Source organism: Chelatococcus sp. YT9 (assembly GCF_018398315.1).
GTDB lineage: Bacteria > Pseudomonadota > Alphaproteobacteria > Rhizobiales > Beijerinckiaceae > Chelatococcus.
Map to the genome: position 1 here is coordinate 651455 of NZ_JAHBRW010000002.1, position 22817 is coordinate 674271.

General features: G+C 61.4%; 21 protein-coding genes. 6 read left to right on the forward strand and 15 right to left on the reverse strand.

The features are described 5' to 3' along the window. Positions 1-102 precede the first annotated feature (102 nt). Both KIO76_RS23065 and KIO76_RS23070 read left to right on the forward strand, forming a co-directional pair. Positions 103-1572, forward strand: coding sequence for a mechanosensitive ion channel domain-containing protein (locus tag KIO76_RS23065; RefSeq protein ID WP_291976161.1), 1470 nt, complete (start codon positions 103-105; stop codon positions 1570-1572). Positions 1573-2169: 597 nt separating this feature from the next. After that, positions 2170-2394, forward strand: coding sequence for a hypothetical protein (locus KIO76_RS23070; protein ID WP_213325929.1), 225 nt, complete (start codon positions 2170-2172; stop codon positions 2392-2394). Between the two features lie 157 nt (positions 2395-2551). Here KIO76_RS23070 and KIO76_RS23075 read toward each other — a convergent pair whose 3' ends face one another. From KIO76_RS23075 to KIO76_RS23095, 5 genes are all read right to left on the reverse strand, one after another. Then, entirely contained in the window at positions 2552-3085 is a 534-nt protein-coding gene (locus KIO76_RS23075) for an AAA family ATPase (RefSeq protein ID WP_213325930.1), read from the reverse strand. A gap of 249 nt (positions 3086-3334) precedes the next feature. Next, a complete protein-coding gene (locus tag KIO76_RS23080) occupies positions 3335-4087 on the reverse strand; it encodes an SDR family NAD(P)-dependent oxidoreductase (protein WP_213325931.1) in 753 nt (250 codons plus the stop codon). Positions 4088-4289: 202 nt separating this feature from the next. Next, the gene (locus KIO76_RS23085; protein WP_349629423.1) at positions 4290-4793 is read right to left on the reverse strand and encodes a CBS domain-containing protein; all 504 of its coding nucleotides are present in this window, start codon (positions 4791-4793) and stop codon (positions 4290-4292) included. After that, a complete protein-coding gene (locus KIO76_RS23090; protein ID WP_213325933.1) occupies positions 4768-5208 on the reverse strand; it encodes a cupin domain-containing protein in 441 nt (146 codons plus the stop codon). Before KIO76_RS23090 ends, KIO76_RS23085 begins: the two co-directional genes overlap by 26 nt. 63 nt (positions 5209-5271) lie before the next feature. Next, entirely contained in the window at positions 5272-6102 is an 831-nt protein-coding gene (locus tag KIO76_RS23095) for an alpha/beta fold hydrolase (RefSeq protein WP_213325934.1), read from the reverse strand. Between the two features lie 172 nt (positions 6103-6274). On the opposite strand from KIO76_RS23095, the gene KIO76_RS23100 reads away from it, so the two are divergent. Next, on the forward strand, positions 6275-6445 hold the full coding sequence (locus KIO76_RS23100; RefSeq protein WP_213325935.1) for a hypothetical protein: 171 nt from the start codon (positions 6275-6277) through the stop codon (positions 6443-6445). A gap of 448 nt (positions 6446-6893) precedes the next feature. Here KIO76_RS23100 and KIO76_RS23105 read toward each other — a convergent pair whose 3' ends face one another. From KIO76_RS23105 to KIO76_RS23150, 10 genes are all read right to left on the reverse strand, one after another. Then, positions 6894-8759 carry a TRAP transporter large permease gene (locus tag KIO76_RS23105; RefSeq protein WP_213325936.1) on the reverse strand — a complete coding sequence of 622 codons (1866 nt, stop codon included), beginning with the start codon at positions 8757-8759 and terminating at the stop codon, positions 6894-6896. Positions 8760-8778: 19 nt separating this feature from the next. Beyond that, positions 8779-9345 carry a TRAP transporter small permease subunit gene (locus KIO76_RS23110; RefSeq protein ID WP_213325937.1) on the reverse strand — a complete coding sequence of 189 codons (567 nt, stop codon included), beginning with the start codon at positions 9343-9345 and terminating at the stop codon, positions 8779-8781. Between the two features lie 42 nt (positions 9346-9387). After that, entirely contained in the window at positions 9388-10929 is a 1542-nt protein-coding gene (locus tag KIO76_RS23115; RefSeq protein WP_213325938.1) for an AMP-binding protein, read from the reverse strand. Beyond that, complete coding sequence (locus tag KIO76_RS23120; protein ID WP_213325939.1) at positions 10929-11846, reverse strand: fumarylacetoacetate hydrolase family protein; 918 nt, start codon at positions 11844-11846, stop codon at positions 10929-10931. The genes KIO76_RS23115 and KIO76_RS23120 overlap by 1 nt, the downstream gene beginning before the upstream one ends. Before the next feature lie 81 nt (positions 11847-11927). Next, the gene (locus KIO76_RS23125; protein WP_213325940.1) at positions 11928-13028 is read right to left on the reverse strand and encodes a TRAP transporter substrate-binding protein; all 1101 of its coding nucleotides are present in this window, start codon (positions 13026-13028) and stop codon (positions 11928-11930) included. A gap of 126 nt (positions 13029-13154) precedes the next feature. Further along, positions 13155-14588, reverse strand: coding sequence for an FAD-binding oxidoreductase (locus KIO76_RS23130; protein WP_249730009.1), 1434 nt, complete (start codon positions 14586-14588; stop codon positions 13155-13157). Beyond that, positions 14585-15730 carry a CaiB/BaiF CoA transferase family protein gene (locus KIO76_RS23135; protein ID WP_213325941.1) on the reverse strand — a complete coding sequence of 382 codons (1146 nt, stop codon included), beginning with the start codon at positions 15728-15730 and terminating at the stop codon, positions 14585-14587. Before KIO76_RS23135 ends, KIO76_RS23130 begins: the two co-directional genes overlap by 4 nt. Next, positions 15720-16877 (reverse strand): acyl-CoA dehydrogenase family protein, encoded by a 1158-nt coding sequence (locus KIO76_RS23140; RefSeq protein WP_213325942.1) that lies wholly within the window; start codon positions 16875-16877, stop codon positions 15720-15722. The genes KIO76_RS23135 and KIO76_RS23140 overlap by 11 nt, the downstream gene beginning before the upstream one ends. Next, positions 16867-17712: a MaoC/PaaZ C-terminal domain-containing protein gene (locus KIO76_RS23145; RefSeq protein WP_213325943.1), complete on the reverse strand. Its 846-nt coding sequence runs from the start codon at positions 17710-17712 to the stop codon at positions 16867-16869. Before KIO76_RS23145 ends, KIO76_RS23140 begins: the two co-directional genes overlap by 11 nt. A 57-nt stretch (positions 17713-17769) precedes the next feature. Then, on the reverse strand, positions 17770-19020 hold the full coding sequence (locus tag KIO76_RS23150) for a thiolase family protein (RefSeq protein WP_213325944.1): 1251 nt from the start codon (positions 19018-19020) through the stop codon (positions 17770-17772). A 197-nt stretch (positions 19021-19217) separates the two neighbouring features. Here KIO76_RS23150 and KIO76_RS23155 point away from each other — a divergent pair, with 197 nt between their 5' ends. The 3 genes from KIO76_RS23155 to KIO76_RS23165 are packed head-to-tail and all read left to right on the forward strand — an operon-like array spanning position 19218 to position 22801. Next, complete coding sequence (locus KIO76_RS23155; RefSeq protein WP_213325945.1) at positions 19218-19964, forward strand: SDR family oxidoreductase; 747 nt, start codon at positions 19218-19220, stop codon at positions 19962-19964. A 33-nt stretch (positions 19965-19997) separates the two neighbouring features. Next, positions 19998-22004 carry a flavin-containing monooxygenase gene (locus KIO76_RS23160; protein ID WP_213325946.1) on the forward strand — a complete coding sequence of 669 codons (2007 nt, stop codon included), beginning with the start codon at positions 19998-20000 and terminating at the stop codon, positions 22002-22004. Continuing rightward, a complete protein-coding gene (locus KIO76_RS23165; protein WP_213325947.1) occupies positions 22004-22801 on the forward strand; it encodes an alpha/beta fold hydrolase in 798 nt (265 codons plus the stop codon). Before KIO76_RS23160 ends, KIO76_RS23165 begins: the two co-directional genes overlap by 1 nt. Positions 22802-22817 lie beyond the last annotated feature (16 nt).

Consider the following 22817-nt stretch of genomic DNA (forward strand, 5'->3'; position numbering starts at 1 on the left):
GGATCGAGAGCGACGATCCGGCGGACGATGTTGCAGCCCGTAAACGGCCTGCAATCAGGCCCAAGTCTATTGCACGTCACCGGAATTCGGAGGAGCATCACCGTGGTGCAAGTCTGGTCGCCGCTTGCGCTGATCAACCTGCTCGGCGTGGTGGGGATCATCGTCTGGCACGTGGTCCCCCGCAAGCTTGCCACGACGAGGCTGATCGCCCAGCTTGGCTTCTTCGCCGCCATGACGGGGGTGCTGCTGCACGAGCGTATCGTGCCCTACCGAATGGAGGGCTTCGGAGCCGTTGAGACGAGCGATCTCATCTTGATCCTCGCTAAGGTGCTCTGGTGGATTCATCTCGCCTGGGCCGTCATCGGCTTTGTCCGGCTGTACCTGGTGATCGAGGGGCACCCCAACCAGGCGCGACTGCTCCAGGACATTTTCGTCGCGGTGATCTATCTTGGCGTCGTTTTGGCGATCCTGTCATTCGTGTTCGGGATGAATATATCCGCCATTGTCGCGACATCGGGCGTGGTAGCGATCACGCTCGGACTGGCTCTGCAGAACACCCTCGGAGACGTCTTTTCCGGGATCGCCCTGAGCCTCGGCAGACCGTATCACCTCGGCGATTGGGTCGTTCTCGGCGACGGGACCGAAGGACGCGTCATCGAAACTAACTGGCGCTCGACCCAGATCCAGACCTCCGCCAACGCTATCGTCGTTCTGCCTAACAGCGGCTTGGCGAAGATGGCGATCACCAATCTCGAACGGCCCGATGCCTCCCAAGGACAGAGCATCACTATCCGCATCGCGCCAACCCGCATGCCGTCTATGGTGATGAACGTCATGCGCGATGCGCTTGCCAGTTGCAGCCTCCTCATGCGCGATCCCGAGCCCATCGTGGCGCTCAAGAGCATCGACGCGACCGCCATTGAACTGGAGCTCAGCTACCGGGTTGCAACGCTGGCGGACCGCGTTCCGGCGCGCAACGCACTTCTCGATCTCATCTACCGCCACTGCAAGGCCGCTGGCCTTCTGCTCGCCCTGCCCGACACTGCCTCCGCGGTTGCGCCAGGGCTAACCAGCGAGGGGAGCGCGCGCATGCTCAAGGTCGGGCCCCTGGAGTTGATCGAGGCCATTCCGCTCTTCTCCTTGCTGACTTATGACGAAAAGCAGCGTTTGGGGGACGCCATCGTGACGCGCTCGCTCGCCAGCGGCGAGACAATCGGCGGCGCCGACATCTCCCCCGGCGGATTGTTCATGGTACGCGCAGGGATCGTCACGATCCGGATGGAAAGCCGGGAGGTACGCCGGCTTGCGCCTGGCGATCTTCTTGGAATGTCTTCCCTGCTCAGAGGGTCTCAAGCTCCATACTCAATCACCGCTGTCGTGCCAACGACGCTCTATGTCGGCGATGGCGAGGTGATCACATCACTCGCGGGGAAATATCCGGCGCTCGCGCAACGGCTCGCGGAGGCGCTGGAAGCAACGAGCGATGCGCCTCCTGCACGCGGGAGCTCCTCCGATGTGCGCGCGACAATCCCCCTGGTGCTGAGATCCATGCGGGCGCGTTTTGGCCGGTAGAAGGCGCACTGGCAGGTCGCAGTTTTTCACCGGGCAGATGAAGAAAGCAAGCACGGTGAAGCCATGAGAGCGCAACCAAGCTATTTGGCGGCCGTCAGCCTAGGTAACCCAAACCTTAGGATGATCAGGATGATCCTTGAGTAGAATTGGTGATCACGCACAGATTTTTCATTCTATCAACACGGTCTCTTAAGCCGGCCATGGAATGGACAAACTATGAGACAGGAAGGACCGAGCAAGGCTTGGGATTGGACGAACCTGGCGCTTGGCGCGGGATTGGCCTACACGTCGACAATCTTCAGCGGCACGTTTGCCTCATGGAGTGCGGGTATCATCGGAACCCTGGTCATTGGCTGTTCCAACCTCGTACTGTGCCGTTCCAATCTATGGCCGGAATGTTCCAACATCATTCTTGGCTGCGCGGCTATGGCCACCCGTTCCTGTTCGGCTTCGCGGACCCGTGGGCAACGTGGACACACGCTCTTATCGGCTTCGGCATCGCAACTTTTGCCGGCAAACAACTGATGTTGCAAATGGACGCGGTGGGCGGACCGCGCTCCTATGATCTGCGGAAAAGAGGGGCGGTGGGGAGCGACCATGACCATAATCTCAACGTCACCGAAACGGCATGATCGCGATCAAGACCCGTCCTTCTCGGAACACGCCTTGACCTTTTCGGGCGCCGAGCCAACCCTCGAGGAGATGCTGGCCGATTCCATCGTCCAGATGATGATGCGCAGCGACAAAATAGATATCGCGGAAATGTGGCTGATCATCCATGAGGGGCGCAAGCTGTTGCCGCAGCGGGAAGTGCTTCGGTGAATCATTCCAAGACGCCGCCGGTGGGCATCCGCTTTAGCTCATCTTTGTTAGAAACTAGTAAGTATGAAATGACTGATCGCGTCATTCGAGCGGCCCAGGCCTGCACTTCTCAACTCAGTTGACGGACCAGATAAAGACGCAGCCTGAGACACCTAGGTCACGTCAGCCGAAAGCGGCCGCTCTGCACCGATTGGGCAATGGCGTCGCACGTCTGATCGACGGTCAGGCCCGAAACCGAAAGCGAGTGGGCTTCCAAGGCGCCGAGATTTGCAAACTGCTGGTGCAGTGCAGAAATGGGAACGGGATCTGAAAGGGTGTCGCCGCCGCGCGCGCCGCACCGCCTGATTGCCTCCTCCAGATCCGGGCGGAGGACAATATAGTGCAGAGGCACACCGAGGTTCCGGAACGGCTCGAGGAACCAGGTTCCAATAATACCATCCACGATCACGAAGTATCCGCCCTGCGCATAGCGCGCGGCAGCCCCGGCCAGCACGTCAATGACTGTTGCATTCTGGGCGTGGGCCCTCGTTTCCCACGGAAGGATCGATCCAGCCTTGATGAACCGCCAGAAATCATCCGCGTGCAGATGGACCTTCGGGCTGTCGGGCAATTGCGCGATGCGCGTTGCGGCAGTCGTTTTGCCCGCCCCCGGCGTTCCCGTCAGAATGAGGATTTCTCCGGATCTGAACATCTTGTTCTCACAGCTGATCGCCTCGCCTCGACAAGACAACGCAGAGGAACCTCGGCTGCGCAACAAGCGTCGCAACCGCCTCATTTAACAATACACCGTGATGAACGAGCAACATACCGACCTTCGGTGTCTCGTCAATCCTGGCCCGCGGCGATACACTTAAATGCATGACGCCAACGTCCCAGTGGCGTGGGGCCGTTCCGCGGTCCTTTGTTCAGCGGATGCGATTGATGGAAACGGCCACGGCGCTCACGTCAGGCTCAATCCGCCGTCGACCGAAATGACCTGTCCTGTGATCCAGCTCGAGGCGGGATCGGCAAGATTGAGTATCCACCGCGCGACATCTTCAGGAACGCCGCGGCGTTTGAGCGGGATCTGCTTCTGCTCCCCTTCCGCAATGCGAGCTGCCTCCTCTGCGGAGAGCCCCATCATACCGGTCAAGGCACCTGACTCGGTGGGTCCGGCTGCAACCGCATTGACCCGGATACCCAATGACGCGAGTTCGAGCGCCCAGCAGCGTGTCAGATGCTCCAGCGCGGCCTTACTCGCGGCGTAATGCGAGAGTCCGCCACCGGCCTTGTGTCCGAAGGTACTTGAGATATTGATGATCGTGCCCTGCGTTCCAGAAAGATACGCAAGCGCCTCCCGGGCCAGCAGACTTGGTCCGAAGACATTCACGGCGAAGATGGCCTGGATCTGTTCAGCGGTGACATCGGACAGGGGTGCGATCGCGCCGGCACCGGCGTTGTTTACCAGGATGTCCAGTCGTCCCCAGGTCTCGATCACCTTCGCGACGCTGCGCGCGGCGTCGCTCGGCGCAGCAACATCGGCGACGAACGCGACGATGTTCGCGTCAAGCGCGGCCGTACGCTCCAGCGGCTCGAAACGCCGTCCGGTTATTATCACCTTCGCGCCCTGTCTCGCGAAGGCGAGCGCAGTCTCCCGGCCGATACCGGAACTCCCGCCGGTGATCAGGGCCACCTTATCTTTCAATTGGAACATGTCGACTTTCCTGTTCTGGTGAGATCAAGTCGTAGTCGCAAGGAGCGTCCGGAGCTTTGGCTCCATCCCTTGCAGGGCTCACTTCAACGCTTCTCCGGGCATGACGTTCTCGCCCGAGCTACATCCCAGCTGAGTAAAGCTATGATTTTCACGATGGGCTTGAAGCGCGGGATGATCGTAGCGGTCGGCCCGAATACACTATTCAACGGTAACCGACGCCCGCGACATAGTTCGTGAGCATCTTCTCCTGCATTTCTTCCTGCGCATACAGCACATTCATCACATCGCGTATCTCAAGGACGCCCACCGGTCTCGCATGCGCATCGATAACGGGAATGTTCTGGAGATTTCCTGCTGTCATGATTGTCCACACGGTGCGGACATCATCATCGGGCGCGCATGACACAATCGATCGACTCATCAGATCAGCCACCGGGCTGTCCGTGAGCGCCGAACCGGCCATATGACGAACGAGATCGGACTTGCTCACCACACCCTGCAGACGGCCATCATCTGCGCATACGAGGACAAGCCCGACGCCGGGCCTGGAAAGCCACTGCACGGCGCATCGCACGTCTGCTGTGATGCCAATCACCGCAAGGCGTGTCGCCGTTGAGGCGCTTAATCGTTCGACAAGCATGAGAGCCCCCAAGCATCGGCGCCGTGCCTGCGCTAGCCTGTCATCGGCGCGCGCGCCCCTGAGCATCGTCGATCTCAATAGGCGTCGTGAGTTCCGTCTCGCTGGTGTCGACGACGAACACAGCCAGTAATCGGGCGTTTTCCGTTGTGCTTGCGTTCCGGCTGACGCCATGGCGATCGCCCGGGAACTCAGGGAAACCTTCTCCGGCGCGGTAGGTGGTCACCGGCCCGCCATTGACCTGGCTCTCGATCGCCCCTTGAAGGACCGTGGCATAGATGAAAGCGGAACGCGGATGGACATGCGCCGGCAATGTTTCGCCCGGCTCGTACTCGACGAGCACTGCGCGCATACTTTTGCCAGGCACGTTAGGGAGCGGGTGATCGTAGATCAGCTTGACATGTTCTCCGGAGGCGTCGTGAGCGAGGGCGCCGGTGGCAATGCATGCCGCCACGACGGCGGCAGAAACAACAATCTTGTACATGGTTTGCAGCTCCAGTCGGATCGGGTTGCGATCGCCGGTCCAATCGCCGGCGATCGGCGGCGCCTAAGAGCGGAAGAAGTCGAGCAGGTCCCGGTTCACCACATCCGCGTGCGTGGCACACATCCCGTGCGGGAGGTGGTCGTAGGCCTTGAGCGTTCCGTTCTTGACGAGTTTTGCCGAGAGCGGGCCGGCGTTGGCGAAGGGCACGATCTGGTCGTCGGTGCTGTGCATGACGAGCGTCGGCACAGTGATGGCCTTCAGGTCTTCGGTGAAATCGGTCTCCGAGAAGGCCTTGATGCCCTCGTAATGGGCCTTGGCGCTCCCCATCATGCCCTGGCGCCACCAGTTCTGGATGAGGCCTTCGATGGGTTTCGCGCCTGGACGGTTGAAGCCATAGAAGGGTCCGGATGGAAAATCGATGTAGAACTGGGCGCGGTTTTCAGCGAGCGATTCCCGGAGCCCGTCGAGCACCTCCATCGGTAGCCCACCGGGACTGGCCGGCGTCCTCACCATGAGCGGCGGCACAGCGCCGATGATGACGAGTTTGGCAACGCGCTTCCCCCCGTGGCGCGCCACGTAGCGAACCGCTTCTCCTCCACCCGTCGAATGGCCGACGTGAATGGTATTGGTGAGCTTGAGGTGATCAAGCACGGCCGCCACGTCGGCGGCGTAATGGTTCATGTCGTGGCCCTCGCTCACCTGAGCCGATCGGCCGTGGCCACGCCGGTCATGGGCGACAACGCGATAGCCTTTGCCGAGAAAGAAGAGCATCTGCGCGTCCCAGTCATCGGCGCTCAACGGCCATCCGTGATGGAAGACGATGGGCTGAGCATCCTTCGGTCCCCAGTCCTTGTAGAAAATCTCGGTGCCGTCTTTGGTCGTTACCGTGCTCATGGTCATTATTCCGTGACTTGGGTTGGAGCGTGGAGTGATCTGTCCGTCGCGCGGCTGCGCGGTCGCAGGAAGAGCGACCGCGACCGAAGCCGACAGCGCGCCTAGGAGGAGGTCGCGCCGTGACGTTGCGGCGCGACAATGCGGTTGGTCTTTCATCGATGGGATCCTCCGTATGGTCGAGGCGCGGGAAGCGCTTGGTCTAAGTGTGATGTCGCGTCCTGACGACAGCCCGAGCGAACCGGAGCTCAGCCTGTGTCGTGCCGAAGCCCCCTTCCCCTGCGTTCAGGGGCCGGACTATCGCGGGGTCGAGAATGGCGGGGCCAGAGCCAATTTCCTGTCGTGATGATGATGGCTCATGGCTCCGTCCCGTTGCATCAAGAACGATGCAACGAGACTGCGGCAGAGCTGCGCGGCAATCCATTCGGCGGACGTGTCGTTGAGGTAATGCCAGGGTATAGGTCCATTACGTCCATGACAGCAAAGCGCCTATGAGCCCGGTGTGACTCGTCGAACGCGCCTCGACACATTGCTGGCCGCACGTCAGCGCTTGCACGGATCTTGCAAGTCGCCTGAGAAGATCTGAGGGAGATTAGGAGGTCGTCCCCGATGTTCCCAGGGCCGTCAAGCTCGCCGGTACCGGGCGAGGTATGTGGCGGGAACTGAAGCGTTGGCTGCCAGCGCCGTCAATCGCCCAGAACGATCGCGATAATTCTGGATACAGCTAGGGCCGTTGGCGGAAAGGCATCTCGCTGCGTCCGGGATCGCGCCGGGGCGTCGCCTTTCCTGCGTGCTTAGTCGAAGAGGGGGGGAAGGTCTTTCGCGGCCGGCACCGCATCTCCGCCGGGCAGGTTATCAAGTCTGTCCTGAACGGCGGCGGGGTCCACAGCTTGGCCCGCGGACTTGTAATGTGTGACGATCTGCGGAAATGCGATGGTGATCCCTACCATCAGCAGCTGAATCAGCAGGAACGGAATAGCCCCCCAATAGATCTGCCCCGTCGTCACCGGCGCGATTGTCTTGCCGGTGAGCTTATCCAGATAGGGAACACGGGCAGCGACGGAGCGGAGGTAGAACAACGCGAAGCCAAACGGAGGATGCATGAAGCTGGTTTGGAGATTGATGGACAACAGCACACCGAACCAAACGAGATCAATGCCAAGGGTTTGCGCAGCGGGAACGAGCAGCGGAATGAGGATGAAGGCAATCTCGAAGTAATCGAGGAAGAAAGCCAGGAAGAAGACGAGCAAATTCACGACGAGCAGGAAGCCGATCTCTCCACCAGGAAGCGACACAAGCAAGTGCTCGACCCAAAGATGGCCGTTCACGCCGTAAAAAGTGAGCGAAAAGACCCGGGCTCCGAGAACAATGAAGATGGCGAATGTGGTCAGCTTCGCTGTCGATTCCGTCGCCTGCCGCAAACTCGTCAGGTTGAGCCGTGCTGGGTTCTTATCGAGAAAACGTTTGATGAGGGCCAGTATAAGGGCGCCAGCGGCTCCCATGGCGCCGCCTTCGGTTGGTGTGGCAACACCAATGAAGATTGTGCCGAGGACAAGGAAGATCAGGAGAAGCGGCGGGACGAGGACGAACGTCACTTGCTCGGCGATACCCGAGATCAGACGCAGGCCCGACGAGCGTTCCACGGCCGCGACGACAACGTTGTAGCCGACGGCCCATGCGGCGACCTCCGCATAAAGGGCAACCACGGAATAGCCGCTGTTGAGAAGCCACACGTAAGCCGCAGAGAGGACGATCGCGATCCCCGCAATGAAAATCGTGGAACGCGAGCCGAGGAGACGGTTCAGCAAGGCGATGATGAGAGCGATCACCGTGCCGAGGCAGATGGCGAGGATAACGAAGTCCGGTCCAGGCGGCACTGCCGTCTGTGACAGGGTGACCGTCGCTGCGACAGCCGAGAAAAGGACAAGGAGGCCGAGCTGCCAAAGCCCGCGTTCGCCTCCAGGCTCCCGATAGACGATGGCTTCGACCGGGAGACCCGGAAGGGCTGACGGCGAGAGCATCGCTCTGGCGAATACATAGATGCCATAACCTCCCGCCAGCATGAGCCCCGGGAGAAAGGCACCGGCATACATATTGCCAACGGATTGGCCGAGTTGATCAGCCATCACGATGAGAACCAGTGATGGGGGAATGATCTGCGCCAGCGTGCCGGAAGCGGCAATGACGCCGGACGCGATGCGCCGATCATAGCCATAACGAAGCATGATCGGCAGCGAGATGAGGCCCATCGAAATGACTGAGGCGGCAACCACGCCGGTCGTTGCGGCCAGCAAGGCGCCCACGAATATCACCGCATAGGCGATGCCGCCTCGCACCGTGCCGAAGACCTGGCCGATCGTGTCGAGCAGGTCTTCAGCCATCCCTGAGCGCTCCAGAATATAGCCCATGAACGTGAAGAACGGGATCGCCAACAGAACCTCGTTGGAGAGCACACCCAGAACACGGTCTGGCATCGCCTGGAGCAGTGGCCAGGATACAGTGATCGTCTGCGGTGCAAGCGGTGCGAGCTCAACAGCAATGAAGAAGAACAAGAGACCGTTTGCAGCGAGCGAGAACGCGACTGGCGACCCCATCAACAGCATGATGACCAGGCTCGCAAACATGATGGGCGCGAGGTTCTGGGCTATGAACTCGATCATCGAGGCAGGTCCCGCGGCGTCACGATATCTGGGAGCGAGTGTCGTCGGGCTCGCTGACGGAGATGGCATCTTCGGGATCCGGCATGAAGCCGGACATGATGGCGATCCGCTTGATGATCTCGCTCAGCCCTTGTGCGAACAAGGAAATGAACCCGGCAAAAATGATCATCTTGATCGGCCAGATTGTCAGTCCACCCGGGTTGAGAGAGACTTCCCGCGATTCGAGAGATGCGAACGCATAAGGCCCGCCGAGCCACATCATCAGTCCGGCAAAGGGACTGAGGAATGCCACAAGTCCGAACAGGTCGAGCCAGTGACGCCATCGCCGCGACAGATGGCCCGCGACCACGTCAATGCGCACATGCGCCTCTTCGCGTAACGCCCAGGCCGCACACAGCATAACGACAGCGCCGAAGAGATACCATTGCATCTCCAGCCAGGCGTTGGACGAGGTCCCAAAGAAATGGCGCAGGAGTGCGTTGCCGGCTGAGATCACGACCGCGGCAAGGATCGCCCAAGCTGCGATCTGACCTAATGCCCCGTTGATTTTGTCAATCAGGCGCGAGACGAGGAGAAGAGAGCTCATGCCATGTCTTTCCCGCTGGACTTGCCAGCCGTTCAACACCGATCAGCTGTGAGCGGAACTTTGGATATACTCGTCCCGCAGCAAGCGCTTCCTGATCTTTCCAGTTTCCTCTCGCGGCAGGTTATCGCGTATCAGGAATATTGCCGGGATCTTGTACGAGGCGAGTTGCGTGGACAGAAACGCGCGTATTTCGTCCGGCTCGAGCACGACGCCTTCACGCGGTTGCACGACAGCAATTAGTCGCTCGCCGAACTCCGCGTCTGGAACCCCGAAGATCGCTGAATCGGCGATCCCGGGACATCCGGCAAGCGCGCCTTCTATCTCGGCCGGATAGATATTGACGCCTCCCGAGATGACGAGGTCGCGCTTGCGATCGCAGAGATAGAGGAAGCCGGATGCATCGAAGTAGCCGACGTCCCCGGTCGCCACGAGTTCGCCGCGCTGCAATTCGGCACGGTCGGCGGGCCTGCGATGATAGGTAAAGTCCGGATGTGCAAAGTTGCGTGCGATGATCTCGCCCGGGACGCCAGTCGGCAAGTCGCCACCTTCTTGATCCTGGATCGCAATTTTGACACCCGGCGCAGCGCGGCCAACCGTTCCGCGGTGTGCCAGCCATTCCTCGCTCGTGCAGAATGTCAGCGGACCGTGCTCTGTCGAGCCGTAATATTCATTAATAATCGGCCCCAGCCATGCAATCATCCCCTGCTTCACCGTCTGCGGGCAAGGCCCGCCTGCGTGCAGCACGAAGCGAAGCGAAGACACATCGTACCGCGCCCGGATCTGCGGATCGAGAGCAAGAAGGCGCACAAACATCGTGGGCACGGCATAGACATGGGTGATGCGATGCCGCTCGATGGTGGCAAGAAAGTCTTCGGGATCGAAGCGCGGTAAGACCACCAGGATCTCGCCGAGCCGCATGGCGCGCAGCGCAAAGAAATTCGGCGCGGTATGGTAGAGAGGCGCAGAGACCAGAACCCGGTCGCCTTCCCCGATCCCAAAGACGGCAGCGCGCATCCGCTCGCCATCGATGGCCTGTTCCGCGGTCGGCGGCGCACGGCGCACGCCCTTGGGTCGCCCCGTCGTCCCCGAGGTGTAGATGACTGCGTCCGGCGGTCGAATGGAGGGCAGCGCAATGGGTTTCTGACGGGCAAGCCAATCCGACCAGGATAAGGCGCCTACGCCGCCGCTCGATCGGTCGGTGATCTTGAAGGCCTTGCGCAGCGCCGGCGGCACCGCCACCTCAATGGTGGAGGTGCCTGCCGCCAGGCCGGAACTGACCACGTCCAACAGATCCGCATGGGCGATCATGACCTTGGGCTCACAGTCCTGGATCACATACAGCAGTTCGTCCTTCTTGAAATGCCAATTGAGCGGGACTGCATAGGCGCCCAGCAATTGGACGGCCGCCGTGGCGACGAGGAACGGGCTATCATTGCGCATCAGGAGCGAAACGCAGTCGCCCGGCTCGACCCCCAACGCATGCAATCCCGCGGCTGCCTGCTCCACGAGGGCGAGAAATTCTGCACGCCCGAGGCTCTCGTCACTGGTGTGAAGGGTGGCGCGAAAGGGACTTGCATTCGCCATCAACGCACCTGACGGACGGTGTTGCGCAAGATACCAATCCCTGCAATTTCCGCTTCGACGACATCGCCTTCTCGCAGCCACACCTGCGGCGACATCCCCAGCCCCACGCCGGACGGGGTTCCGGTCGTGACGATGTCGCCGGGCTCGAGCGTCATGCCCGCGGATAGACTTGCGACGATAGCCGCACAGTCGAACAGCATGTCATCCGTGGATGAGGACTGCCGGGGCTCGCCATTGACGCGCAAACTGAGCGCGTGCCCTGCCGGAGGCCCGAATTCGTCAGCGGTCACGATGACCGGGCCGATCGGACAAGAGCTGTCGAGCGCCTTTCCCTTGAACCATTGGCCATGGGCGCATTGAAGATCGCGCGCCGTGACGTCGTTCAGGATCGTATAGCCGAAGATGACATCCGCCGCCTCCGCCGCAGACACGTCGCGACAGTGCTTGCCAATAATGAAGGCGAGCTCGACTTCGTAGTCGAGCTTCTTCGTTACAATGGTGTCGAGCCTGATGTCCTCTTCTGGGCCAATGACGGACGACGGAGGCTTGGTAAAAAACTCGGGCACCTCAGGGAAGACGGGCGCCGCTCCCCTCGCCCGCGCTCCCTCCTCGATGTGGAGCTTGTAGTTCCGCCCCACACAGACAACGTTCTTCCGTGGACGCGGAATAGGCGAAAGCAGCCGGACATGCGCGATGTCACGCCAGAGATTCCCATGCGACCTCTCGACGTGGCTCGCCTCAAGCACAGTATCGACATCCACCCGAGTGGCTGCGCCGCCTTCGATCAATTCAATCATGGAGGCAGGACACGGACGGTCGAGGAAGCGGGCATATCCGTCCTTAAGATCAAGGATCGTTGATCCGGACACGAGGCCAAGACGAGGCCCGTCATCCCCGATGAATGTGGCTAGTCGCATAGTGCTATCCAATATTTCCAGAAAACCTGCACGGCATCTGCGCCGACATCGCCGCGGGGGCCGCGCGCCGGAGCTCAGCCGTCAGCTTCGCCCGCGCGTACGCACCATGAATGAATCATACGCATATTCGCCGACCTGCCACCAGGGCAACACGTCACTGCGGAACGCGATGTGCGAATCGTAAAGCTTCTTGAAGGCAGGGTTTTGGGCGGAAAGCTCCGCGTAGAGCTCATTCGCCGCCTTGAGCGAGGCCTGCAACATGTCGTCGGGAAAGGCCCGGATGATCGCGCCCTCGGACACCATGCGCCGCAGGGCGGGCCCGTTGGTGCTGTCATAGCTCCACGTCATCCAGTTGTGGGCATGCTGACCGACATTGGCGAGGATAGCCTGATAGGGCTTCGGCAATGCGTCCCACTTGTCCTTGTTGAACATGAACACTGCCTGGGAGCTTCCCTCCCAGAAGCTGAACGAGTAGTAATATTTCGCGACCTTGATAAATCCGAGCTTCTGGTCGTCGGCCGGACCGGAGAACTCAACGGCATCTAGCGTGCCGCGCTCAAGAGCGGCGTAGATGTCCCCTGCGGGGATCTGCTGCGCCACGATCCCGAGCTTCGACAGAATACGCCCGCCAAGGCCGCTGATCCGGAACTTCAACCCCTTCAGATCGGCCGCGCTCTTGATCTCGCTACGGAAGAATCCGCCCATCTGAGCGCCGGAATTCCCGCCGGCGATCGCGACCGCATTATAGTTGGCCAGAACCTCGTTGAAGAGCTTGCTGCCGTCACCGAGATGCCACCAGGCATCGTGCTGGCGCGCGTTCAGGCCGAACGGAAGACCGGTCCCGAAGGCGAAGGCGATCTCTTTGCCGATGAAATAATTGCCAGACGTATGGGCGCTCTCCACGGTGCCGTTCTGTACGGCGTCGAGCGCCTGGGCGGCGCCGACGATCTCCCCGGGGGCGAGAATCTGGATCTGGAAATTGCCGTCGGTGGCTTCCGCCACTTGCTTGGCGAAGAGCTCAGCTGCCCCGTATAGATTGGGAAGTGTATTCGGGAAGCTTTCGGTCATTCGCCAGCGAATCTTCGGAGAAGATTGCGCAATGGCGGGCGCCGCTACAGTCGTTGCCGAAGCAGCGATCGCCAGGTGTTTCAGAAAATCTCTTCGCTTGGCCAACTTGGGCATATCCCGTTCCCCCTCTCGCTTTGATTGTTATGGAATTAGCCTCGGACTGCTGGCAGCTTGCCGCGCTGCACTCGATCCATGGGCCACATTCAGGCTACATGGAGCAATATGAAAGTCAATTTCATTTTAAGGTATTTCCTCTCTGGAAAGCCTCCGGTCGAAGAGCTTCCCCGGGTTCATGATGCCACGGGGATCGAGCGTTGCCTTGACCGCTTGCATGGTCGCAATCTCGATCGGCGACCGCGACAAATGCAGAAACCCTTTCTTGGTCAGCCCGATGCCATGTTCCGCCGAAACGCTTCCCCGGAAACGGGCCACGGCGTCATAGACGATCTCATTGATGAGATCCTTCGGTTGCTCGTCGAAGGCCGACGGCACCCGCACGATGATGTGAATGTTGTTGTCGCCGAGATGTCCATAGGCCAGATGAGTAGCGTCCGGCCAGCGTTTCTCGAGAGCGGCAACAGCGGTCGCGACGAAGGCGTCAGCGGATTGTGCCGGGATGCTGACATCGAAAGATATCAAGGACCCCATCAGGCTTCGCAGTTCACCCACCGCCTCTCTTATCCCCCAGAAATCGCCGGTTTCACGGCTCGTCTGGGCAACAACAACATCGGACAACAGACCGGCCTCCAGCATATCGGAGAGGGCGATCTGAAGCCTGTCCTCGTCCCGCTCGCAATCAAAGCCCGACATTTCGATTAGCGCATAAGCGCCGTGAGCCCTGGCGAACGGTGACTTTCGTCCAGCCTGCGCCACGATCACCTGCCAGAAGTCCGGCCACATGGCCTCGAACGCGGACAACGACGGCCCGATCCGGCTTCGCAAGGCCGCGAGCGACGGCACCAGCGCCTCTGCAGAAGGCAGAGCACAAAGCGCGGTGATGGTAGTGGCGGGCTGGGGGCGTAAGCTCAGAATGGCCCTTGTGATGATGCCGAGCGTTCCTTCGGACCCAATGAAAAGGTGCTTGAGATCATAGCCCGTGTTGTCCTTGATCAGCCTGTTCATGGACTGCAGGACAGAGCCATCGGCCAGCACAACTTCAAGGCCCAGCACCTGATTGCGCGTCGGGCCATAGGCAATGACCCGGTTGCCGCCGGCGTTCGTCGCGACATTGCCGCCGATCGTACAGCTCCCCCGTGCGCCGAGATCCAAGGGAAACATCAGGCCCACCGCATCGGCAGCAGCCTGCGCCTGCTCGAGCGGTGTACCGGCCAATACGGTCATGGTACCAGCCGCCGCGTCGATCTCCTCTACCCCGGACATGCGCTCCATGGAAATGGCGACGCAGCCTTCAACCGGGTGGGCGCCACCGACGAGCCCCGTCAGTCCGCCCTGTGGAACAACCGGCGTTCCCGTCTCATGGCACAGGCCGAGCAACCGTGAGACCTGCTCAGTCGTCCGCGGTCTGGCAAGTGCCAACGGAATGACGGGTGGCAGTCTCGTCCAGTCGGAGCAGTGCTTCACCGGGATGTCCGCGCCCCACCGCAACATGGCGTCATCGTCGGCGAACGCTGTCCGCAGTTTCTCCACCACCTGGCTGATGTCGCGGGTCATCATGGGGCGCCTTGATTGTCGGTGACTGGATGGGATTGGTGCGCAATCGGGGGACTGCTCAGCCAGCTCGCGGCGAGCGCATCCCCACCAGCACCGACCTGACTGGGCTTTCCGGCGATGCGGGTCCGGCTGCGTGAAAAGCGCGGCGCCGGCGCGGGCTGTAGAAGTCCGTCCTGTCGCACATATGTACCTCGTGCTGCCAAGTGCGCGTGGCTCTCGAGTTCGTCATAAGTGAGGACCGGAGCTATGCAGGCGTCCCGGCCCTCGAACAGCTCGATCCAATCGTCCCTGTCGCGTGTGAGAAACAGGGCTTCAAGCTGAGCCGACGCCTCCGGCCAGTCATCCGGCTCCTGGGAGAGCCCCGTCCCAACGCCGCTCGTCTCCAGCAAGATCCGCCAGAACGCCGGCTCGATCGCACCCACGGCCACGTAGCGCCCATCGGCACAGGCATAGCATCGGTAGTACGGTGCGGACCCATCGAGGAAATATGCGCCGCTCTCGAGGCCTGTCCCTTCCCGGCCACCCTGCTGGTGCGACAGATACATCGCCATGAGATTGGCCGTGCCATCGACCATGGCAGCATCAATGATCTGGCCGCGACCAGACTTCTCACGTTCGTAAAGCGCGGCGACGATGCCGAGCGCAGCAAACATCGAACCGCCACCGAAATCGCCGACAAGATTGAGGGGCGGGACCGGCGGCTGGCCGGCGCGGCCGATCGGCGCGAGCGCTCCGGCCACCGCGATATAGTTGATGTCGTGGCCCGCACGCTCCGCCAAGGGTCCGCCCTGGCCCCACCCCGTCATGCGCAGATAGATCAGCCTGGGATTGGCAGCGCATACGACGTCCGGTCCAAGGCCGTTGCGCTCCATCACACCGGGCCGGAAGCCCTCGATGAGCACATCGGCCACGTCGATGATGCGCCTCAACGATGCCAGCGCGTCGGGATCCTTGATATCGACGACGAGAGACGCGCGTCCACGATTGAGGATGTCGCTGTCCCGACCGGGACTGCCCGGGCGGTCGATGCGCAGCACGTCGGCCCCCATATCGGCCATCAGCATGGCCGCGAAGGGTGCAGGCCCGAGCGCGGCGAATTCCACCACCCTGATGCCGGCCAGCGGACCTGCCCCCTCAGCACGCATGACCCGCTTCCCGGAGCATGTTGCGCGCAATCACGAGCTGCTGGATCTGCGTTGTCCCCTCGTAGATGCGCAGCACGCGCACATCCCGATAGAAGCGTTCGACGCCGCTCTCCTCCATGTAACCCGCGCCGCCAAAAATCTGGATCGTCCTATCGGCCACACGCCCGACCATCTCCGTCGCGAACATCTTGCAGCAGGACGCTTCCAACGAAACGTTTTCCCCACCGTCGAGCCGGCGCGCCGCGTCGCGGACCATCGACTCGGCGGCATAGAGCTCGGCGCGGCTGTCGGCCAACATGGCCTGCACGAGCTGGAACTCGCCGATCGCTCGCCCGAACTGCTTGCGCTCGATCGCATAGGTCAGAGCCTCGTGAAGCAGTCGCCGCGCCTGCCCTATCGCCGCCGCAGCAACGCCTATGCGCCCGCGGTCGAGCACCTTCATGGCGGTCGAAAAGCCGCGGCCGACCTCGCCACCCAGGATGCTGGAGGCAGGGACGCGGACCCCATCAAGGATCACGTCGGCGGTTGCGGCGCCGCGCTGACCCATTTTCCGGTCCTTCTTGCCCACCGAGAGCCCCGGCGTTGCCGCGGGCACAAGAAAGGTCGTGACGTGCCGATTGCCAGGCAGTTTTTCGGGACTGGTCCGCGCCATCACGATGAAGAGGCCGGCGAGCGGCGCATTGCTGATGAAGCGCTTCGTGCCGGAAATGACGTAGTCATCACCGTCGCGCAGCGCAGTCGTTCTGAGAGCAGCGCTGTCGGAGCCGGAATCCGGCTCCGTCAGGCAGAACGAGGTGATCACCTCTCCCGAGGCGATACGCGGCAACCATGTCGCTTTCTGCTCCGGCGTGCCATCGGCCACAATGCCCTGCGATCCCACCCCCAGATTCATGGCGATGATCGACCGGAATGCCAGTGATGCCCAGGTCAGTTCGAAGACGAGCTCGATCTCCTCGGCCACGGGGAGACCCATCCCGCCAAATTCCTCGGGGATGGTGAGACCGAAGAGCCCCATGTCGCGCATTTCGCGGACTATCTCGTCGGGGAGGCGGTCATCCTGAGCCACCTGCGCCTCCAGGGGCACGAGGCGTTCGCGGACAAAACGGCGTAACGGCTCGCGCAACTCGCCGTGAGTTTCAGATGGCATGGTGAGGTTCCAGGGTCACGACGTTCATGGGCGCAGCTCGCGCCATCCCGTAGCCGAGGACGGGTCGGCCCCGCTCCACGGAAACCGTGTGGAAGGAACCGTCCTCAAGGATCTCCGTTCGCAGGGTCTCCCCTGGATGAACGGGGCCCGTGAATCGGGCCGACATGGAGATGAGCCGGTTTGCTTCACCCCGGCATAGCGTTTTGACTAATTTTCTTGCGACCATCCCGAAGGTGCACATGCCGTGCAGGATCGGCCCGGGAAAGCCCGCCGCCTGGGCTACGGCCGGATCGCTGTGCAAGGGATTGAAGTCGCCGTTTAGCCGATAGAGCAAGGCTTGCTCCGTGCGAATCACCGTATCGACGACAGCCGCGACGGGAGATGCCGAAGGCGTGCTCGCTGGCCGCGAAACATCCTTGTCGATCTTGCCACGGAAAAATCCCCCATAGCCGCGCAGCATATGGACTTGTCGAAGCTTGGCAAATGTCACTCCCCGCTCATCGGACACGTCTCGCCGGGAATGGACCAGCAGATCCTTTCCCACGCCCCGGTCCTGAAGGTCCGTCACCCACGTTCGTCCCACCACCCGACCCTCCACGGGCAGAGCCCCCATGATCTCAAGGGACTGCTCGACGTGAAAGATGCGCTTGATGTCGAGCTTCAGCGCAGGGTTGCCAAGCCAAAATCCGGGATAGCCAAGCACCAGCGCCATGGAAGGAAGTGCCTCCAGGTCCGGCCGCCCGGGATCGACGAATCTGAGCTCCGTCTGATCGCATGGATCGCGGCCGGCGCCGATCGACAGCGCATAAAATGCGACGTCATGCCTCGTCAGCATTTGGACTTTATCGGGTATCCGCCAAGCTTGGAGCACATCGAGATTTGCGGTCATCAGCTAGGCAGCCTTTTCAAGAATGGTGACGACGCAGGCGGCCTCCTCGACACCGTGGAAACCGCCTCCATTCTCGGCGAGCGCCATACGCGCACCCTCGACCTGTCGGTCGCCCGCCTCACCTCGCAATTGCGTCACCAGCTCGTAGAGCTGGATAGCGCCCGTCGCCCCGATCGGATGCCCCTTCGACAGGAGCCCTCCCGACACATTGATGGGAAGACGGCCTCCAAGGGTGGTTGCACCACTCTCGACCAGCGATCCACCGTCGCCGTAGGCGCAGAAACCGACATTCTCGCTGTGGAGAATTTCCGCGATGGCCGAGGCGTCGTGGAGCTCGGCGACGTGGATGTCCTGCGGACCGACACCGGCGCCGTCATAGGCGCGGTCCGCCGCGACTCGGGTGAGGTGACGATCGTAGGCTTCAGGCTTACGATCGCTGCTGCTGCTCACACCCATCCCGCGGATCGTCACAGCCCGCGCACGAGTGCCGGTCGCGGCAGCGACCCGATCAGAGGCCAGAACCAGCGCGCACGCGCCGTCACTGATCGGAGCGCACATGGCACGCGTGATCGGCCAGACGACCAGGCGGTCGGAAAGCACTTCATCCACGGTCATCGCAAAGCGGTACTGTGCCGCGGGATTGTGCTGCGAATGGGTGTGGTTCTTCGCCGCGACGGCTGCGATCTGACGCTGTGTCGTGCCGAACGTATGCATGTGGAAGCGCGCCTGCGCGGCATAGATGTCCATGAAGACCGAACGCTCAGGCGATGCTGCGTCACGGGCTTCGGATGGGATGGGAAGGTGTTCGCCCAAAGCCAGCAAGACGCCCATATGCTGTTCAGCGAGTTCACGGTCCCAGCTGCCTTTGAAGGCCTCGAACATCTCTTGCCGCTTTTGCGGAAAGAACATCTTCTCGGCACCGACGACCAAGGCGACCTCGGCAAGTCCCGCCCTGATCGCCGCAAAGGCCTGGTAGACGCCTGAGCTCGAGCTCGCGCAGGCATTGTCCGTATTGAAGATGGGGATGCCTTCAAAACCATAAGCCCGCAGCGCGGCTTGGCCGCGCACACCATGCTGCCCCTCAAGCACGCCCTGCCGCGTGTTGCAGAACCACGCGCAATCGATCCGGCCTTTATCCAGGCCGGCGTCGGCGAGGGCGAGATCGACAGCCCGCGCGGTGAGCTGTTTGACCGTCAAGTCGACATGCTTGCCAAGCGGTGTCATGCCCGCGCCGATGATGTGAACACCTGTCAAATGACATCGCCCGTTGCAGCGTTTGCGGTGGGCGCCTCCGATGAGGACATGCGCAGACCGCGCCGTCGCGTTTGATCTTTGTCGCGGTCACGATGAACCTCGCGCCAATTCGACGACGCAAGAATACGAAATTGATTTTCATTGACAAGCCCCCCGCCCCAAAAATAGGTTCATCGCAACACAAGACAGGAGTGGGAATGGAACTCGGACTGAGCAGCAAGGTGGCGATCGTCACCGGTGGCGCACAGGGCATTGGCCAGGCGATTTGCGAGCGCCTCGCCGCAGAGGGTGCTCATCTTGTCGTGGCCGACATCAACAAAGCTGCCGCGGCTATGACGGCAGGAACGATCGTCCACAACGGCGGCAAGGCGATCAGTGTGTGCTGTGACGTCACCGATGCGGCGTCCGTCGAGCAACTGATCGGAGCGGCGCATGACGCCTTCGGCACGATCGACATCTTGGTCAACAACGCCGGCTTCACACGCGACATGCGGATCGGCAAGATGTCGGAAGCCGATTGGGACAGTGTCATCGACGTAACCCTGAAGGGTGCCTTCCAATGTACCAAGGCTGTATTGCCGACGATGATTGAACGGAACGCCGGGCGTATCATCAACATGTCCTCGCGCGCCCATTTGGGAAATCCCGGCCAGGCCAATTACTCCGCGGCCAAGGCCGGACTACTGGGATTTACCCGTGCGATGTCGCTCGAAGTCGGCCGTTACTTCATCACGGTCAATGCCGTAGCGCCCGGCATTGTCGAGACGGAGGCCGTGCGCTCCCTGCCACACTTCGAGAAAATCCGCGGCAATGCAGAGAAGACGGTCGCGATCCCTCGCATGGGCCAGGTCTCAGACGTTTCCGACGCCGTCGCGTTCCTCGCATCGGATCGCGCAAGCTACATCAGCGGCGAGGTTCTTCACGTCACGGGCGGCCGCTACTGAACCCAATAACGACATAAGGGCAGGAACGAAACATTGGCACAGGATCGCCATCTTACCCCGCAGGAGCAGATCGCCTTCGCGGCTGCCCATCCCGATGCGTTCAGCGCAGCGATCGCCGAAGCCGATATCGTGCCGTTGCTCATGAGCTATGTGCAACTGACCGGTGATTATGGTCTCCTGCGCGAAGTCGCGCCACACATCCGCGGCGCCTGGGACTATATGCAGGCCATCCCGACCACCCTGCAAAATCAGATCCGAGCGAAGCTCGTCACAGCCATCATGGAACGGGCCGAGCACGGCGGCGCCATCGCTCTCGAACCGCCGGCGGCCGAGTTCAAGGCCATGGTCGATGTTGCCGTTGGCGAAACGGTGCCGGACGAATACATGGCAGTGTTCCGCGAGGAGATGATGTTGGGCGGCCAGGACGGTCGCCGCTTCACATGGCGTCACAAGCCGCCCGCCGCCCGTTTGGCCGCCTTCAAGGTTGTCGTCGTCGGCGCGGGCTTTTCCGGCCTTGCGATGGCGGTGCGCCTGCAGGAAGCCGGCATACCTTATGTGATCATCGAGAAGAACGCCGAAGTCGGCGGCACGTGGCTAGACAACCATTACCCCGATTGCGGCGTCGACACGCCATGCCATTTCTTCTCCTACTCCTTTGAACCCAATCCGGACTGGACGCATTTCTTCGCCAAACGGGACGAGATCCTCGACTATATTCTCAAATGCGCCAAGAAATACGACATTCGCCGGAACATCCGGTTTCAGGAAGAGGTTGTGCGTGCGGAATACCGCCCGGACGGCACCTGGACGGTAAGGACACGACGCTCGGATGGCGTCGAGATCGATATCGAGGCTGATGTCTTCATCACGGCGGTCGGAGCCCTCAACCGTCCGGCCATTCCTCAGATTCCCGGCCTCAAGGACTTCAAAGGCCCCTGGTTCCATACCGCCGAATGGGATCGGAAGGTGCCGCTGAAGGGACGCCGCGTCGCCATGATCGGCACCGGTGCCAGCGGCATGCAGACCGGCCCGGCGATCGCGCCGGATGTCGAGAGCCTCACGATCTTCCAGCGCTCGCCGCACTGGGCCATGAAACATCCCCTCTACCATAAGGAGGTCAGTCACGGCGCCCGCTGGGCGATGCGGTATTTGCCGTTCTACGCGAGCTGGTTCCGCCTGACCCTGTTCTGGGCCGCGTCGGAGGCCTTCCATTGGACGTTGAAAATCGATCCGAACTGGCCGCACCCCGAGCGCTCGCTCAACGCAATGAACGAGCAGTGGCGCCAGGATCTCACCGCTTATATCCTGTCCAAAGTCGGGCACAGGAAAGACCTCATCCCGAAAGTCATTCCGGACTATCCCCCTTTCGGCAAACGCATGCTGCGCGACAACAACTGGTACGACATGTTGTTACGCGACAATGTCGAGCTGGTCACGGATGGAGTCGAGCGCGTCGAGCCCGACGGTGTCATTGCCAACGGACGAAAGTACCCGACAGATGTCATCATTCTGGCCACGGGCTTTCAGACCAAGCGGATGCTCGCACCCATGCATATCGTGGGGGCCGACGGCCAGTCTATTCGCGACATTTGGGGCGACGAGGATCCACGCGCCCATCGCGGCATCACCGTCCCGGGTTTCCCAAATTTCTACGTCGTCTACGGGCCCAATACCAATCTTGCTCATGGTGGCAGCGCCATCTTCCAGACCGAATGCCAAGTCAACTACATCATGAAGGCCTTGCGCGAGCATCTTGAGAACGACTGGGACGTGATCGAAGTCCGACGCGATGCCTTCGAGCGCTACAATGACCGGGTGGACAGCATGCTCAGCAACATGGTCTGGACCCACCCCGGCGTCACCAACTGGTACAAGAATTCAGTTGGGCGCGTTGCGTTGAACTGGCCCGGCAGACTCGTCGAGTATCGCGACGTCACCGCAGAATTCGATCCGCGGGAATATCACCTGCATCGCTTTGCAGATGAAGCGACAGACAAGGCGTCCGGGCATGAACCGAAATCGGCGGCGGGGGGACGCTGATGCTTGCCCCTGTCGCCTTCGGCACGCTCCATTACGACCTCATCGGCCCTGACAACGCTCTGATCGTCTGCATGCTGCACTCCTTGACCTCCGATTGCGGCATGTGGTCGGATCAGGTCCCGGATCTCCTCGCCGCGGGCTTCCAGATCCTACGACTCGACATGCGTGGTCACGGTGGAAGCCACGCCCCCGACGGTGACTATCGGATCGAGGATCTCGCGGCCGACGTCCTTGCCGTTCTCGACCGCCTTGCAATCGATAGCGTGCATCTCGTGGGGCTTTCGATCGGTGGCATGATCGGCCAGGTCTTGGCAGCCGACCATCCGAGGCGGATCAAGTCATTGACCGCCTGCGCCACCACAAGTAGGTGGACCGGGGATACGGCGATGATGCGGCGCCGGCTGGATCTGGTGCGGGCGACCGGGACGCTGGAGGGCATCGTCGACGATGCAATGCAGCAGCGCTACTCCCCCATCGTGATGGAACGCCGTCCCGCGCGTTGGCGCGCGCTGCGCGACAGTTTCCTCGGCACGTCGCTTCACGGCTATTTGGGCTGCATGCACGCCGTGCTGAACCACGATGTCTCGCAGCGCCTCCGCCGTGTCTCGGCACCAACTCTGGTCATCTCGGGATCGGATGATCCCGTCACTCCGCCCGAAGCCGGCAGGGAGATCGCCTCGCTCGTGGAAAACGCCTCCTATGTCGAGATCGCACGCGGTCGCCATCTTCTGAACGTCGAGTTCGCGAACGAGGTCAACCCTTTGCTCCTAGACTGGTTGTCAAGCCTCACAGCCTAGCGTGACTTGCCTTTGG